This is a genomic window from Pseudomonas sp. ASL7 (assembly GCF_056680375.1).
The window spans coordinates 3,108,086-3,123,670 of record NZ_CM155279.1; the positions used below are offsets into that span (position 1 = coordinate 3,108,086).

Annotated in this window: 18 protein-coding genes; 9 read left to right on the forward strand and 9 right to left on the reverse strand. The window is 57.5% G+C overall.

Going from position 1 to position 15,585, the window contains the following annotated elements:
- The first annotated feature begins 9 nt into the window (after window positions 1-9).
- From AC1MDT_RS14225 to ppnP, 3 genes are all read left to right on the forward strand, one after another.
- On the forward strand, window positions 10-1,971 hold the full coding sequence (locus AC1MDT_RS14225) for an acetyl/propionyl/methylcrotonyl-CoA carboxylase subunit alpha (protein WP_480422630.1): 1,962 nt from the start codon (window positions 10-12) through the stop codon (window positions 1,969-1,971).
- A 71-nt stretch (window positions 1,972-2,042) separates the two neighbouring features.
- On the forward strand, window positions 2,043-2,594 hold the full coding sequence (locus AC1MDT_RS14230; protein WP_480422631.1) for a 3'-5' exonuclease: 552 nt from the start codon (window positions 2,043-2,045) through the stop codon (window positions 2,592-2,594).
- A gap of 61 nt (window positions 2,595-2,655) precedes the next feature.
- Window positions 2,656-2,940: a pyrimidine/purine nucleoside phosphorylase gene (ppnP, locus tag AC1MDT_RS14235; protein WP_007940055.1), complete on the forward strand. Its 285-nt coding sequence runs from the start codon at window positions 2,656-2,658 to the stop codon at window positions 2,938-2,940.
- 72 nt (window positions 2,941-3,012) lie between these two features.
- On the opposite strand, the gene AC1MDT_RS14240 is transcribed toward ppnP, so the two are convergent.
- Both AC1MDT_RS14240 and AC1MDT_RS14245 read right to left on the reverse strand, forming a co-directional pair.
- Complete coding sequence (locus tag AC1MDT_RS14240; protein ID WP_480422632.1) at window positions 3,013-3,819, reverse strand: MOSC domain-containing protein; 807 nt, start codon at window positions 3,817-3,819, stop codon at window positions 3,013-3,015.
- A gap of 265 nt (window positions 3,820-4,084) precedes the next feature.
- A complete protein-coding gene (locus tag AC1MDT_RS14245) occupies window positions 4,085-5,020 on the reverse strand; it encodes a chemotaxis protein CheV (RefSeq protein WP_480422633.1) in 936 nt (311 codons plus the stop codon).
- A gap of 462 nt (window positions 5,021-5,482) precedes the next feature.
- Here AC1MDT_RS14245 and AC1MDT_RS14250 point away from each other — a divergent pair, with 462 nt between their 5' ends.
- The 3 genes from AC1MDT_RS14250 (at window position 5,483) to AC1MDT_RS14260 (ending at window position 8,006) form a co-directional block, all read left to right on the forward strand.
- Complete coding sequence (locus AC1MDT_RS14250) at window positions 5,483-5,953, forward strand: hypothetical protein (protein ID WP_480422634.1); 471 nt, start codon at window positions 5,483-5,485, stop codon at window positions 5,951-5,953.
- Window positions 5,954-6,456: 503 nt separating this feature from the next.
- Window positions 6,457-7,350 carry a sensor histidine kinase gene (locus AC1MDT_RS14255; protein ID WP_480422790.1) on the forward strand — a complete coding sequence of 298 codons (894 nt, stop codon included), beginning with the start codon at window positions 6,457-6,459 and terminating at the stop codon, window positions 7,348-7,350.
- Window positions 7,347-8,006: a response regulator gene (locus tag AC1MDT_RS14260; RefSeq protein WP_480422635.1), complete on the forward strand. Its 660-nt coding sequence runs from the start codon at window positions 7,347-7,349 to the stop codon at window positions 8,004-8,006. Before AC1MDT_RS14255 ends, AC1MDT_RS14260 begins: the two co-directional genes overlap by 4 nt.
- Here the strand turns inward: AC1MDT_RS14260 and yegS are convergent.
- Window positions 7,990-8,907 carry a lipid kinase YegS gene (gene yegS, locus AC1MDT_RS14265; protein ID WP_480422636.1) on the reverse strand — a complete coding sequence of 306 codons (918 nt, stop codon included), beginning with the start codon at window positions 8,905-8,907 and terminating at the stop codon, window positions 7,990-7,992. The two genes, AC1MDT_RS14260 and yegS, sit on opposite strands and share 17 nt — an antisense overlap.
- 228 nt (window positions 8,908-9,135) lie before the next feature.
- Between yegS and AC1MDT_RS14270 the strand changes: the two genes are divergently transcribed.
- Window positions 9,136-9,444 carry a hypothetical protein gene (locus AC1MDT_RS14270; RefSeq protein ID WP_480422637.1) on the forward strand — a complete coding sequence of 103 codons (309 nt, stop codon included), beginning with the start codon at window positions 9,136-9,138 and terminating at the stop codon, window positions 9,442-9,444.
- Between the two features lie 50 nt (window positions 9,445-9,494).
- Here the strand turns inward: AC1MDT_RS14270 and AC1MDT_RS14275 are convergent, their stop codons facing one another.
- Both AC1MDT_RS14275 and moaB read right to left on the reverse strand, forming a co-directional pair.
- A complete protein-coding gene (locus AC1MDT_RS14275; protein ID WP_480422638.1) occupies window positions 9,495-10,721 on the reverse strand; it encodes a molybdopterin molybdotransferase MoeA in 1,227 nt (408 codons plus the stop codon).
- The gene (moaB, locus tag AC1MDT_RS14280) at window positions 10,705-11,244 is read right to left on the reverse strand and encodes a molybdenum cofactor biosynthesis protein B (RefSeq protein ID WP_201113578.1); all 540 of its coding nucleotides are present in this window, start codon (window positions 11,242-11,244) and stop codon (window positions 10,705-10,707) included. The genes AC1MDT_RS14275 and moaB overlap by 17 nt, the downstream gene beginning before the upstream one ends.
- Before the next feature lie 82 nt (window positions 11,245-11,326).
- On the opposite strand from moaB, the gene mobA reads away from it, so the two are divergent.
- The gene (gene mobA, locus AC1MDT_RS14285) at window positions 11,327-11,929 is read left to right on the forward strand and encodes a molybdenum cofactor guanylyltransferase MobA (RefSeq protein ID WP_480422639.1); all 603 of its coding nucleotides are present in this window, start codon (window positions 11,327-11,329) and stop codon (window positions 11,927-11,929) included.
- A 76-nt stretch (window positions 11,930-12,005) separates the two neighbouring features.
- Window positions 12,006-12,227, forward strand: coding sequence for a YgdI/YgdR family lipoprotein (locus AC1MDT_RS14290; RefSeq protein ID WP_480422640.1), 222 nt, complete (start codon window positions 12,006-12,008; stop codon window positions 12,225-12,227).
- 70 nt (window positions 12,228-12,297) lie between these two features.
- Here AC1MDT_RS14290 and AC1MDT_RS14295 read toward each other — a convergent pair whose 3' ends face one another.
- The 4 genes from AC1MDT_RS14295 to AC1MDT_RS14310 all read right to left on the reverse strand — a co-directional run bounded on the left by AC1MDT_RS14295 (window position 12,298) and on the right by AC1MDT_RS14310 (window position 15,341).
- Window positions 12,298-13,188 (reverse strand): pseudouridine synthase, encoded by an 891-nt coding sequence (locus tag AC1MDT_RS14295; RefSeq protein ID WP_480422641.1) that lies wholly within the window; start codon window positions 13,186-13,188, stop codon window positions 12,298-12,300.
- A gap of 71 nt (window positions 13,189-13,259) precedes the next feature.
- Window positions 13,260-13,580: a transcriptional regulator gene (locus AC1MDT_RS14300; protein ID WP_414909510.1), complete on the reverse strand. Its 321-nt coding sequence runs from the start codon at window positions 13,578-13,580 to the stop codon at window positions 13,260-13,262.
- Window positions 13,581-13,746: 166 nt separating this feature from the next.
- Window positions 13,747-13,983 (reverse strand): glutaredoxin family protein, encoded by a 237-nt coding sequence (locus AC1MDT_RS14305; RefSeq protein WP_480422642.1) that lies wholly within the window; start codon window positions 13,981-13,983, stop codon window positions 13,747-13,749.
- A gap of 149 nt (window positions 13,984-14,132) precedes the next feature.
- Window positions 14,133-15,341: an ammonium transporter gene (locus tag AC1MDT_RS14310; RefSeq protein WP_480422644.1), complete on the reverse strand. Its 1,209-nt coding sequence runs from the start codon at window positions 15,339-15,341 to the stop codon at window positions 14,133-14,135.
- Window positions 15,342-15,585: the final 244 nt, after the last annotated feature.

A 15,585-nucleotide genomic window follows, 5' to 3' on the forward strand; every position in this document is an offset into this window, starting at 1 on the left:
GGAAGACCCATGCCCGCCCTCAAAAAAATCCTGATCGCCAATCGCGGTGAAATCGCCTGCCGCATCCAGCGCACCGCCCAGGCGTTGGGCTACCGCACCGTCGCAATCTTCAGCGAAGCCGACACCGACGCCTTGCATGTTCAAATGGCCGACGAAGCCGTCAACATCGGCCCGGCGCCGGTGCAGCAGTCGTATCTGAACATCCCCGCCATCATCGACGCTGCCCGGCGCACAGGGGCCGACGCGATTCATCCCGGCTACGGCTTCCTCTCGGAAAACGCTGAATTCGCCCTCGCCTGTGAACGTGCCGGTATCACGTTCGTCGGCCCCAGCGTCGAAGCGATCACACTGATGGGCAGCAAACGCCTGTCGAAACTCGCGATGATCAATGCGGGCGTGCCGTGTATCAAAGGTTATCAAGGAGCCGAGCAGGACGACGCGACCCTGAGCGGCGAAGCCGAACGCATCGGCTATCCGCTGATGATCAAGGCCAGTGCCGGCGGTGGCGGGCGCGGCATGCGCCTGGTGCACGACGCGAGCAATTTGCCGGAACAGCTGCGCACCGCACGCTCCGAAGCACTGCACGGGTTTGGCAGCGCCGAACTGATCCTCGAACAGGCGTTGATCGATCCGCGGCATGTCGAGGTCCAGGTGTTCGGCGACCAGCAGGGCAACCTGATCTATCTGGGCGAGCGCGACTGCTCGATCCAGCGTCGCCACCAAAAAGTCATCGAAGAAGCGCCCTGCCCGATCATGACGGTCCAATTGCGTCAGGCGATGGGTGAAGCAGCGCTCAAGGCGGGTCGGGCGGTGAATTACGTCGGCGCCGGCACCGTGGAGTTTCTGCTGGATGCTCGCGGGCAGTTTTACTTTCTGGAGATGAACACCCGGCTGCAGGTGGAACACCCGGTGACCGAACTGATCACCGGCCTCGATCTGGTGGCATGGCAGCTGCACGTCGCTGAAGGACGGCCGTTGCCGTTGCGACAGGAGCAGGTGCAGCTGACCGGGCATGCGATGGAAGTGCGCCTGTACGCCGAAGACCCGGCCCGGGGTTTTCTGCCTCAGACCGGACGTATCAGCGCATGGGAACCCGCGTTGCAGGCTGGCGTGAGGATCGACCACGGCCTGATCGAAGGCCAAAACGTCAGCCCGTTTTATGACCCGATGTTGGGCAAGCTCATCGCGCATGGCGCTACCCGCGAAGAAGCCCGACGCAAGCTGCTACGGGCGGTTCAGGACAGCGTATTGCTGGGCATCCAGAGCAATCAGCGCTTGCTTGCCGGTTTACTGGAACACCCGCAGTTCGTCAGCGGCGAGTTCAGTACCGGATTCATCCCGGCCTGTTTCGCTGACCATCCCTGCCTGCATCCGGTCGAGCCGAGCGCCGAAGAACTGGCCATCGCTGCGGCACTGTTCTATCGGGTCTCGGCGCTACATCACCACGCCCCCCTGGCGGGTTGGCGTAACAATGCCAGCGTGCCGTTGAACTATCGCATTGGCCTGGACGATCAGGATTGGGCGGTGGAACTGAACGCTGTGCCGGGCGAACCTTATCGGATTCAAGTCGGCGCGCGCACGCTGCAATTGCAGGTCATTCAGAGCGATGGACGCCGGGCAACCCTGATGATCGACGGCATCCGCCGATGCCATGCCTATCGCCTGGAGGCCGGGCAACTCTGCTTGTTCACCCGCCCTGGCAGCCTGAGGCTGGTGGATCGTACGCACGCCATGGTCAGCAGTCCGGCCAGCGTCAGCTCCGGCACCCTCAAAGCGCCGATGGACGGGGCGATCGTCGACGTACTGGTCAGTGAGGGCAGCACGGTCAGCAAAGGCCAGCTGCTGGTGGTGCTGGAAGCCATGAAAATGGAACACCCGCTGAAGGCTGGCATCGACGGCGTGCTCAAACGCCTGCAGGTCAGTGTCGGCGATCAGGTGAAAAACCGTCAGATTTTGCTGGAGGTCGAATAAGCCTCTAGGCGGATCCGTCGGGTTTGGCTACGCTCAAGCCCTATCAGGACGCGGATACCAGGAACCCTGCGATGCCTCATTGGTTGGTCATTGATCTGGAAGCCACCACCGATGAGGGTGGCTGGCCAGTAACGGAAATGGAAATCATCGAAATCGGCGCCACCCTGGTGGACCGCAAGGGTCGAGAACTGGATCACTTCCAGTGCTTCGTGCAGCCCCTGCGCCGACCGCTGCTGACGCCGTTTTGTCGGCAACTGACGCACATCACTCAGGCCGACGTCGATACGGCCCAGACGCTGAGCGAGGTCTGGCCGTCATTCGAGCAATGGCTCGGACAACATTATTTGCATCTGGAAGGTTGGGTCAGTTGGGGCGATTACGATCGCAAGCAACTGCTTCAGGAATGGCAGCACCTGCAAATCGACAGCGCTCTTGACCGCATTCCGCACATAAACCTCAAGCAACGCTTTGCCAAGGCGCGCCGGCTGGAACGCCCACTGGGGCTCAACGGCGCGCTGCAACTGGCTGGTCTGCAGTTCTCAGGGCAGCAGCATCGGGCGCTGGAAGATGCACGTAATACAGCGCGACTGTTGCCGCAGATTTTCCCCCCTCTGGAGAGGTGACGACGCGGGGCCCCTTGTGCATACTGGCCGGCCCTTTTAAGCCCTTTTCGAGGAATCGCCCATGTTTAAAGTCAACGAGTACTTCGACGGCACCGTCAAGTCGATCGCCTTTGGCACCGCTGAAGGTCCGGCAACCATCGGCGTCATGGCACCGGGCGAATACGAATTCGGTACCAGCCAGCGCGAAATCATGCACGTGGTGAGCGGCGCCCTGACCGTCAAACTGCCCGATAGCAGCGACTGGGAAACTTTCGCCGCCGGCAGCCAGTTCAACGTGCCTGCCAACAGCAAGTTCCAGCTGAAAGTGGCCGTCGACACCGCTTACCTGTGCGAATACCGCGGCTAACACCCTGGGTTTTCACAGCGACAAAAAAATGCCCGTGTCCAACGACACGGGCATTTTTCATGTGGGGGGCTTTTACTCGAGGATTGTCACCGGCATCCCGACTTCGAGCCGGCCATTACCGTCGTTGACCAGATTCTGGCCAAACATCGCGCCATCAGCCTCGGCACGGTACTTCTGCAAGGTCGCCAGCGGTTCTTTATCTTCGCTGCGTAATCCGGTCTGCGGGTCGATGGTGGTCAGAATGCAGCGCGAACACGGCTTGACCACACGGAACTCGATATCGCCGATGCGGATACGCTTCCATCCATCTTCTGCATAGGCTTCGCTGCCCTCGATCACCAGATTCGGCCGGAAGCGCAACATTTCCAGCGAACGGCCAACCTTCTGCGACAAATCTTCCAGCGACGCCTGTCCGATCAGCAGCAGCGGGAAGCCATCGGCGAATGCCACCTGATCGTCGTCCTTGCCATAACCGGCCTGCGTCATCCGCGCGCGGTCCAGCGGCACTTGCACCAAGCGCGTCGGTTTACCGATGAACTCACTGACCCAGGCCGCCGCCTCGTCGCCAGCATCGGGCACACGCAAGGTGTCGCGCCAGATGGTCACGCCACGCAGTTCAGCTTCGCGGGCTGGCAAAGCGACATCGATGGGTGAATGGCCAGGAGCCGTGAGGGTCAAGCCGCCGCTGGCATTCCACAGTGCCGACAACTGGCTCATCTGCGCCACCGCACGCTGGGTCAGAAAACGCCCGCTGGCCTCGTCCACCAGCATCCAGCGTCGGTCACCGTCGAGACCCAGTTTATCGAGGCCGACTTGTTGCAAGGTCTCGCCCTTGCCGGATTTCAACGGATAACGATAAAGCGCGCTCAGACGCAGCATGGCCAACTCCCTGGTGGGCAAAAACGCCACCCTATACGAGCTTGATCATTGAATCAAAGGCCAAAAAACTGTGGGAGATTCTATGTTGCAGGGGAACCCTGCAATCTCGAGTTTGGTGGGTATTCGCTGTGGTTTTTCATGACGGTGAATGCCCTCCGGCACACGATCTGTAGCAGCTGGCGAAGCCTGCTGCTACAGGAAGCGTTTTTATTTTGGCTGGGATTTCTTCTCGAGCAGGCTCACTCCCACAAGAGCTGCATCATTCTCAGGCAGGCACTTCGTCGAGCATCAGGCGCTGGCGCACCACGTCGACGAGTTTGTCCGGCTGGAATTTCGAGAGAAAGTTGTCGCAGCCGACCTTCTTGACCATTGAGTCGTTGAAGCTGCCGGACAATGACGTGTGCAACACCACATAAAGGCCACGCAGGCGCGGATCGTTACGAATTTCGGTGGTCAGGCGATAACCATCCATTTCCGGCATTTCAGCGTCGGTGAAGACCATCAGCAGTTTGTCGGTCATGGAAACACCGGTATCGGCCCACGCTTTGAGCATGTTCAGTGCCTTTAAGCCATCGCTGGCGATGTGCATCTTCACGCCCAATTGACCCAGCGTATCGCGCAATTGCGTCAGGGCTACGTTTGAGTCATCGACCAGCAACACTTCACGGCCACGGGCACGCTCCAGTACCGGATCTGCGAGTTTTTCGCGAGAGACCTTGGCGTTATACGGCACGATTTCGGCCAGGACTTTTTCGACATCGATGATTTCCACCAACTGGTCGTCAACCTTGCTGATGGCGGTCAAGTAATGCTGGCGGCCGGCGCTGGTCGGCGGCGGCAAAATGGCTTCCCAGTTCATGTTGACGATGCGATCGACGCCACCGACCAGGAACGCCTGCACCGAGCGGTTGTATTCGGTGACGATGATCGTACTGGTGGCGCTAGGCACCAACGGACGCATGCCGATGGCCTGGGACAAGTCAATCACCGGCAGGGTCTGGCCACGCAAGTTGACCACGCCGCAAACAAACGGGTGGCGCTGGGGCATCAGGGTCAACTTTGGCAGTTGCAGGACTTCTTGTACTTTAAAGACGTTGATCGCGAACAACTGCCGTCCCGCCAGGCGGAACATCAGTATTTCCAGGCGATTCTCACCCACTAGTTGCGTGCGTTGGTCTACCGCGTCGAGAATGCCGGCCATCTATGACTCCTGGTCTTGTTCTGGTGATTTCATTAAGTAAAGTTATCGGCTGTGTTTGCCGGACCTTGACCCTCGTACAAAATGCCACGCCCGGGCATTGATGTCACATTAACATCATGGTTTACTGGCCCTGTGATTTCATCTGCTTCATTTCCAGCGACGCGACCTCAGTTCGATCGTTTGGTTCCCCTGTGTAAGGGATTCCCCTAGCAACAGTCAGCCACAACCTGATATTCGCAATATCCAATAGCCATTAATGTGACGCCATTCTCATTGCATGAACGGAGTCAGGCTTTTGTGTGCGATCGCAGGTAAGTGGTCATCCACCCTCTCGTGTTCCTCTGCCTCTACACAGGCCGACCGACGCGCGATCTCAGGGCGAATCGGCAATACCGGGACATTTCTCGTCCTCGTCGACACACATGGCATTCCCTCATTTGACATGACGTGGTGGAGATAAGCATGCCGAACGACCGTAAAGAGTGGGCTCAACGGCTCCCTGAATTTCTCGTCGAGGCTGAAACACTCCTGGCCAAAACCGAGGAATGCCTGAGTCATTTGAAACTGATCAGCAATGACAAAGACGCCATCGACTGCATGTTGAGCACCCTCCTCAAACTGGCCAGCAAGGCTGATGCCCTGGCTCTGGCGGCTGTGTCGGAGTTTTCATTGCACATTCATGGCCTGCTGAACCATGCCCAGAACCACATGGAACTTCACGATCAAGCCCTGGATGCGCTCAAAGACTGTTTGACGCTGATCGCCTGGCAACTTGAGCTCATTGATCAGACCACAGGCCAGCTCAGCCTCGATGACAGTGAGCAGACCTCTTTGATCGAAGCCTTCGCCTTTCAGGTCGGGCAAAGTCAATTCCAGCCTGCGGTTAACTCCAAACCGTTCACGCTGGTTTCCTACTCGGGCAGGCAAGCTTAAGTTCCGAGAACTATGCCGTGCGCGGAGCTTTTATTGCCATGAGGCGCTGCAACTTATGCACCCTCATGTCGTAATTGAATATTTCATACCCGATGACGACAACTCTGAATAATTAATCAGTCCTGTCGACTGTTGAGTTTCTTTCGTCGCTAGGGTTTTGCCTGGTGGCAAAAAACTAAATCCCAATAAATATCGACATCTTCCAACGATAACAACCCGCCTTTTTCCATCTATGGAACCGTCTTCCAGAACGCCATCTTTTCTCGATAGTTCGGGCTTATACCAAACGCGACCAACGGTATCTTAAGTGGTACTATGCCGACCATTAGTTGACGTCAAATAATGGCAAAGTGATTCCAGATCGTGCAGCACGGTACGTTCAACCCTCGGGTTCTCGCACTGAGGTACGCCCACGTTGAAATCTGCCTCAAATAACAAGACAGAGACCCGTCAGCCAGCATGACCGGTCTGCCCGCAGCGAACATCCATTGGCTCCATCCGCTATGTACGCCAGCCTCAAGTCAATCACCCTATGGCCACCCTCCCGAGAAAACGCGAGCCGGTTTACGTTGCTGCTGTGTACCGCCTCGGCGCTGGGAAGCCTGCTGGTTTATAGCCTGTCCATTCGCCTGCCATTGAGCCTGCTGGCGCTCAACGTTGCGGCACTGATGTGTGTCTGGGCGAAGCATTGCCTGTCACGAAAATCGATAAAGTTTCAGCCCCAAGAGTTGGCCGACCGGCTGCTGGAGGTTCAGGAAAACGAACGTCACCGCCTCAGCAGAGAGCTGCATGACGACATTGGCCAGTTACTCACCGCGGCAAAACTTCAAAGTGACTGGCTCAAACGCCGAATGCCTGAAGAGCTTCAAGAGCAGTGTTCAGTGCTCTGCGACACCCTGGAAGAAACCCTGGCCAAAGTTCGTGATGTATCAGCCATTCTCAATCCCAGGCAGCTGACCAGCCTTGGATTGGAAGCCAGTCTGCGTGCGCATTTACTCAAGACACTGGCCAATACCCCGGTGCACTGGAGCCTGGAATGCCATCAACGATTGACCGGTATTCCAGAAGAAATGGCGGTGGCCGCCTTTCGAATCACCCAGGAAGCGGTGACCAATATCCTGCGCCATGCCGAAGCGAAAAACCTGCTGGTCCGCCTGCAACGTCTGCCTCAAGGCCTGATGCTGTTGATCAGCGACGACGGTCTGGGTTTCGCGCCGGCGAGCGACCCCGGTCGTGAGGGGCAACGCGGAATGGCCGGGATGTCGGAACGAATCGATCAACTGGGTGGCACACTGAGTGTTACCAGCGAGCTCGGCAAAGGCACTCAAATCGAAGCTCTTTTCCCTTGGGCACCCCGGGCGCTCGAACGGGCCAGTACGAATAAGGTTATGCATTGACTTGTAACTTACTTCTGGTGGATGACCACTCGCTTATCAGGGCTGGCGTGCGCGCTCTGGTGCTGGATATTCCCGGTTATGCGGTAATCGGTGAGGCCAACGACGGCTCGCAGCTGCTTGAAATGGTCGAGCAACTGTCTCCAGACATCGTACTCCTGGATATTTCCATGAAGGAAACCAGCGGCCTTGAAGCACTGCAACGGTTGAAGCGGGTACGTCCGCAGAGCAAGGTGCTGATCCTGTCAATGCACACCGATCCTGCACTCATCATGCAGGCATTGGAATCCGGCGCTCATGGCTATCTGCTCAAGGACACCACCGCCACCGAGCTCGAACACGCCCTGGATGCCTTGCGTAACAATGAACGCTACCTCAGCCCGGCTATCGCCCACACCGTCATCAATCAGGCGCTGACCCGAACCCAGAAAAACCAGGCGGAACTGACCGACTCGCACAATCTGACGGCACGTCAGTTGGAAATCCTGCGACTGATTGTCCGCGGAAAATCCACCCGGGAGATCGCTAACGGCCTGGGCCTGAGCATCAAAACTGTCGAAACCCATCGCTCGCAGATCATGAAGCGGTTGCAGATCTACGACGTGGCTGGCCTGGTGCTGTTCGCCGTGCGTGAGCAAATCATCAGCCTGGACGATTAACCGCTCCGGACGCACTCAGCAGCGGCGAATTTTCAGGCAAGTGCACCCGCAGTGCCGCTGCACGTGCCGAGAAACGCAAGCTGTCGCCCTCCAGAGGTTCGCCATCGAGGTTGATATAAAGGCCTTCCGAGACCTTGATCTCGACCCATGGCAAGCGCGCGCGCACAAACATGTTGTCGATGCCAAAGCCATCGCTCAGCAGGCTTCTCAATGTACCGACCACTTCCTGCGGGGCAGGCAGAATGCTGATATCCAGCAGGCCATCGTCAGCTAGAGCCTGCGGGCACAACACATGACCACCGCCCGCTTGCCGGCCATTGCCGATGCCCAACGCCAGTAACTCGCCACTCCACCGAAAATCCGGTCCTTGCAGCTCGCCATAGGCGGCGTGCAACTCACTGAACCGCGATAAACCGGTGAACAGATAGGCGGCGCCCCCGAGTATTTTCTTCAAATCCTGCGAAGTGTTTGCCGTGACCTGGCTGCCAAAACCGCCCGTGGCCATATTCAGAAATACCTGTCCGCCGACCTCGCCCAGGTCAATGGCGCTCGGCGTAATGTCGAGAAGTTCCAATGCCTGCGCAGGTTCAAAAGGCACGCCGGCGGCACGGGCAAAATCATTGGCGGTCCCCAGGGGCAAGAGCACCAGGCTGGCCTGCGCCGAATGCTCAGCCATGGCCTCGGCGATATCACGCAAGGTGCCATCACCGCCGCCAGCGATGATCTGCGTATAACCTGCCTCCAACGCTTCGTTTACCAGCCTCTGCGCATCGCCGGCCTCCCAGGTCAGTCGAACGGCCAGCTCCCAACCCTGTTCGCGCTTACTCTCGACGGCAGCACGGACCTCCTCGTTGGCCGCCTGCTTGCCATGCAGAATCAACAATGCCTTGCGTTCGCTCATGGTGGTGACTCCCCCTGAATGAATTCCGTATGGGAGATGTTGACCTCGATGCACACCCTAAAGGTCGCAAGAAATTGATTTATTTCAAGTCGATCAGTTGCAGCCCTACAAAACAGGACTTTTCTTACAAAACGTGAGGAATCGGCTCAATTGACCGCCCCCTTGTGATTGGTAAACCTTGGTGTTTGTGGTGATCAATCATTAGCAGGACATACACAGGGACGTGAAATGCAAAACCATACCGTCAGGTCGCCGGTCATTCCGGTGGCATCGTTCGCAGAAAAGCGCACGCAGCACCAAACCGAATTCAAAAGCAGCGCTAACCCCACTGGAGAAGTTGATATGGAACCTCGCGTCGTTGAGCTGGAAACACACCTCGAATACATCCGACGAGACATGGATGAGGTCCGCGGTGACGTCAAATCCATCAAGCACCGGCTCGCTTATTCAGCGGGTGGAACAGCCGTGGTACTCGGGCTTCTGGCCTGGATCGCCAATAGCCGTTTCGACCAGGTCGTGACACTGCTGGCTCATTAGGCGTGAGCCATAAACGCAAAACCCGGTTCAAACAACCGGGTTTTGCGTGATCAGCCAAGAACTTCGCTTAGTGGTATGAAGCTTACAGTGTCGCCTTCGATCAGCGTTCGATCCTCCAACACCTCCACCAGGCCATCGGCCCAAGCGGCGCTGCGCAACACACCAGAACTCTGATTCTTGTAGATGATTGCCCGACCATTCTCCAGGCGCCCGCGTAAATACTCGCGTCGATTGCCAGCTTTCGGCCAGGCAAACCCGGCCAGCACTTGAAACTTCAAGGGCTCAACCTCTTTTACGCCCTGACGGCGCAATAGGTAGGCCCGCGCCAGTAGTGCAAAGGTCACCAGTGTTGACGCCGGGTTGCCGGGCAAACCAATCACGGGTACACCGCGAAAGTGCCCGACCGTCAGCGGTTTACCAGGTTTGATGGCGAGCTTCCACAATGTCAGCTCGCCCTCTTCCCGCAAGGCAATGCCCAGGAAGTCAGCCTCGCCCACCGATACGCCCCCCGTCGAGAGGATCAGATCGACCCCCTTCAATTCGTCAAGACGAGCGCGCGTAGTATCCAGATTGTCCGGAAGAATACCGGCGTCGATGACTTCACAACCCAAGCGCTGCAACCAGCTGCAGAGCAGCACGCGATTACTGTTGTAGATCTGGCCCGGCCCTAGCGCCTGACCGGGTTCAATCAACTCGTCACCGGTGGACAGAACTGCAACGCGAACCTTGCGAATCACCTCCAGCTCTGCGCGCCCAAGCGATGCAGCCAGGCCCTGTTCAATCGGCCCCAGGCGGGTGCCGGCCGAAAGGATCAGTTCACCGACAGTGGTTTCCTGGCCTTGTGGACGGATGTTTTGCCCGCAGGCCATGGTTTCAGTGAAACGAACGCGGTTATCCGCCTGGACTTCGGCGTTTTCTTGCATCTCGACGCAATCGGCACCCGCGGGAACAGGCGCACCGGTGAAGATTCGTGCACAGGTGCCTGGCTTCAGAGGCTCGGGTGCCTGGCCAGCAAAAATCTTCTGACTGACCACCAACGGTTCTCCCGTCCAGTCGGCCATGCGCAAGGCATAACCGTCCATGGCACTGTTCGACCACGGAGGCAGATCGAGCGTCGAGACCAGGTCGTCGGCCAGCACGCGCCCCTCAACCAGGGCCAATGGCAAGCGTTCACGTTCACGGATCGGTGACGCCTCGGCCATTTCGAGCAGGCGTGCCAGTGCCACCTCGACAGGCATCAGGCTGCCAGTCTTGCCTGGCTTACCCACGGGATTCACAAGGCGCTGCCTGTTTCAGATGAGGAACGAAGTTGCACGGTCGGTGCCGCGAATCCAACTGCTCGGCAAGGATGCCATCCCAACCGGTGCGTACGGCATTGGTGGAGCCCGGCAAGCAACAGACCAGGGTGCCATTGGCCAGACCGGCCAGGGCCCGGGACTGGACAGTAGAAGTGCCGATATCCGCCACCGATATTTGTCGGAACAGCTCACCAAAACCATCGACCTGCTTGTCCAGCAGGCAGCTCACCGCTTCAGGTGTACTGTCGCGTCCGGTGAACCCGGTACCTCCTGTAATCAGCACCACCTGCACGACATCGTCGGCAATCCAGTTTGCAACTTGCGCGCGTATTTTGTAGAGGTCATCTTTGAGCAATATCCGGGCAGCCAGGTTATGACCGGCGGCGCTCAAGCGGTCGACGAAGACCTGGCCTGACGTGTCGGTTTCCAGGGTACGGGTATCGCTGACAGTCAACACCGCAATGTTCAGCGGGGCGAAAGGTACATCAGCCTTGGCTTTCATAGGCTCGTCCAGTTGTAGGAGAAACAGCCCGGTGTTATATCACAGCGCCCCATTTTTTCGCCGCCCCCCATGGAGATCTCCCATGACCTCGAATATGAATTTACCGCCCTGCTCCATTCTGCTCCTGGCAGGTGGCCGAGGCCAACGCATGGGCGGTCAGGACAAAGGGTTGCTGGAATGGCACGGCGAGCCGCTGATTGCACACCTGCATCGCAAAACCCGATTGCTGAGCGATGACCTGATCATCTCCTGCAATAGAAACCTGGAAAAGTACGCGCCTTATGCCGATCAGTTGGTGCACGACGACGAAAGCGACTTCCCGGGCCCCTTGGCCGGTATTCGTGCGGGTTTGAAGGCTGCTCGCCATAGCCATTTGCTGGTTTTGCCGTGTGACGTCCCGCGTATCGATGCCGCACTTCTGCATAGCATGCGCGAAACCGCCAGCCAGCATTCGGAGAAACCGTTGATGCTGCGCCATGGCGAACATTGGGAACCCCTGCTGTGCATGATCCCCGTGGCACTGCTGGCAGATTTCGAACGTGCCTGGGACGACGGTGAACGCAGCCCGGGTCGCCTCATGCGTAAATTGGGCGCTACTGCTTTGCAATGTCCTGACGACGACCCTCGCCTGGCCAACCTCAATACACCGGAATTGTTAAGCACCCACTACACTGTGTCAGACTGACACATGAAGGAACTTGCACGCGCTGCACACGTCTCAAGCTCAGCAACCACAAGAATTCATATTCGGAGACACACCCATGACTCAACGGACCCTCGGCACTTTCATGCTCGCATTGGGCCTCGCAACCCTCGCCGGTTGCGCATCGCCTACAGTGATCACTTTGAATGACGGTCGAGAAATCCAGGCTGTCGACGCGCCCAAGTACGATAAGGATTCGGGTTTCTACGAATTCGAACAATTGGATGGCAAACGCACCCGCATCAACAAGGATCAGGTACGTACCGTTAAAGAGTTGTAATCTTTACGGCAACAACCAGATTTAGAAAAGCCCGCTTTTGGCGGGTTTTTTCATGGCTGAAAAACGGCCATCACCACTGCAGGGTGATAGCGCTTTCGAATGCTCTTTCCTGGCCAGTGACCGGATCCACAAACCGTAGTCCCTGAGCAAGCAGTTTCAAGGGATTGGCATAGTCATCTTCAACATTCTTGAGCACCTGCGGATAGAACGGGTCATTGCAGATGCTCGCGCCCAGAGCAGTCATGTGCACTCGCAATTGATGTTTCTTGCCCGTCACCGGGTAGAGCGCGTAACGCCAGAGATCTCCATTCCTTTCCCTGACTTCGACAGCCGTTTCGGTATTGCTGGCGCCCGGGCCTTCCTGCATCCGGAAGAAAGGCTCGCCATCGATGAGCCGACTCTTGTGGACCAATGGAAAGGTCAGTTCAGGCAACGCTGGGGCTATTGCCTCGTAGCGCTTTTCTATCTGCCGTGTAGGAAATAACGACTGATAAGCCGAACGACTCTGAGGGTTGGCAGAGAACAGCACCAGCCCTGCCGTATGACGGTCAATGCGGTGCAAAGGCACTAGATGCGGATTATCCAGCCGACGGATCAACCGCCGTAACAGGGTCTGCTCTACGTATTCACCCGCCGGAGTCACGGGTAGAAAATGCGGTTTGTCCGCTACGACCAAATGCTCGTCCGCGTACAGAATCGACTCGACGACCGGAATCGGCTTTTCGTCTGGCACTTCCCGAAAATAGTGAATCCGCAGGCCTTCCTTATAAGGCAGGTCGCGGGCGATTGGAGTGCCTTGACCGTCGAGAACACGACCCCGTGCAATTCTGTCCAGCCATTGTTCACGGCCGATTGCGCTGAAGTGTTCGCATAGGCAATCGAGCACGGTCTGCCACTGGCCAGGCGGCAAGTAGAGCGTGCTGGCCTGGTTGTGTGCAGCAGAAAAAAATGAACTGGACATACGAAAGCTCTAACCCTCAATACAGGGCGGCATTATCCAACAGCGGCCGGAACGAACCTAGAAGAGAATCTTCAAGCCCGTATCGACTGCGTCTGCGCTGCCGCATCGGTAAACTCCTTGAGCCAGCGCAGCACGTCAACAGCCTCCCAGCGACCCGGATCATAAAGCGCATACAACAACCCTTGATAGCCCACGACATCCAGCTGCCGGTGATAGCCCGCGCGCTGAAACAAGGCTTCGATTTCAGCAAAACAGGTATTGAAATGCAGTTTGTTGAACGGGGTTTTTCCTTCCGTCACCAGGCCATCCAGACGCAATTCGACGACAGCCTCGCGGACCACGTCCGCCGACATACGGTTCACGCTGTTCTTCAATTGTTCGACATTGACCAAGGTTCGTCCCTCTGACTTCTGGGATCGCCTGCCCCAATCCGAAAAGGACAAAGCATGGCAGGCAATCGGAATAACTGTATACCCATACAGTAACCGAATAACCTGTTTTCCGCCAATTGATGAATCAAGGACTGCGACGGGTGGGAGCGTCGCCAGTAGTGTCGGGTCAGCGCAAGAACGCCACGACCTGCTCGGCATCGAACGGCCAATCGAGTTCAGCACCGGTATCAAGGCGCCGAAGTACTGGAATGCGCAGACCGTAGTCTTCGACCCAGCCTTCGTTTTCTGCGATGTCGACCAGCTCCACCAATAAACCGTGCTCAACCATAGGCATCAGTTCATCTTCGGCGAGTTCACAGAGATGGCAACCAAGGGTGCCGAACAGCTGACATTCAGGAGGCATGACCACCAGACCAGGCAAAGGAGAGGTTCATTCTAGGCGCGCGATCAAAAGCCGTCGAGCCAATCCCCTGCGCCTGAACCCTGGCCGATTTCCCGGTATTTCGCTAATACCCTGACGCCAATCATGGGTCCTGAATGCCGCTTGCACGACTAGTCCTGGCTCACCGCACCGATCTTGTGCACCGACAGGTCCGCACCGTAATACTCTTCTTCCTGACTCAGGCGCAAACCATGGAACGCCTTGATCACGCCATACACTGCAAACCCGCCGGCCAATGCCACGACCACGCCGAGCACAGTGCCAATCAACTGGCTGATCAGGCTCACACCGCCCAGACCACCCAATGCACTTTGGCCAAAAATTCCGCAGGCGACTCCGCCCCACACGCCGCACAGACCATGCAATGGCCAGACACCCAGCACATCATCGATATGCCATTTGCCTTGGGCGGCCGTAAAGCACCATACAAACAGCGCGCCCGCGATCGCACCGGTTACCAGAGCGCCCACCGGATGCATCAGATCGGAACCGGCGCAGATCGCCACCAGCCCGGCCAGCGGGCCGTTATGCAGAAAGCCCGGGTCATTGCGCCCGACGATCAACGCCGCCATGGTGCCGCCGACCATGGCCATCAGCGAATTGACCGCCACCAGGCCGCTGACACCCTGCAATGTCTGCGCGCTCATCACGTTGAAGCCGAACCAGCCGACGATCAGGATCCACGACCCCAACGCCAGAAAAGGAATGCTCGACGGCGCGAACGCCACCAGTCGTCCTTCTCGATAGCGGCCTTGCCGAGGTCCGAGCAACAACACTGCCGCCAGTGCGAGCCAGCCGCCCATGGCGTGGACCACTACCGAACCTGCGAAATCATGAAAACTGGCGCCGAAGCGATCCAGCAACCAGGCCTGCACGCCAAAGTTGCCGTTCCAGATCATGCCTTCGAAGAAGGGATAAATGAACGCCACGATCAGGGCTGTCGCACACAACTGGGGAACGAACCGGGCGCGCTCGGCGATGCCGCCGGAAATGATCGCCGGAATCGCCGCGGCGAAGGTCAGCAGGAAGAAAAACTTCACCAACCCGTAGCCATGATCGGCATTGATCACAGCCGCCGGCTGCAGAAAGGTAACCCCATAGGAAATCCAATAGCCTATAAAGAAGTAGGCTAGGGTCGAAATGGCGAAGTCGCTGAGGATCTTCGACAAGGCGTTCACCTGGTTCTTTTGTCGGACCGTGCCGACTTCGAGAAAGGCAAACCCGGCGTGCATGGCCAGTACCATGACCGCGCCGATCATAATGAACAACGTATTGGAGCTGTGGACCAGACTGTCCACAGCGCTTTGCAGATTTTCCATGGAATTGGCAGACCTGAAGGCTAAAAAAGCACCAAAGCAGTTCGCGCAGACAATTCATGCACCAAATTGCAACCTTTCAGGATCAGTACCTTGAGCCCGATGAGCTGCTTTGGCGCACAAGGTTGGAACCTTTGCGCGCGTTTTCGTTATTTGAGATAAGGTTTTGCTTGAATCATGCCCAGCAACAGCGCAACGGCGCGTGCCTGGCGCACCACGACACAGCAAAAGTTGTACCAGTGATTTG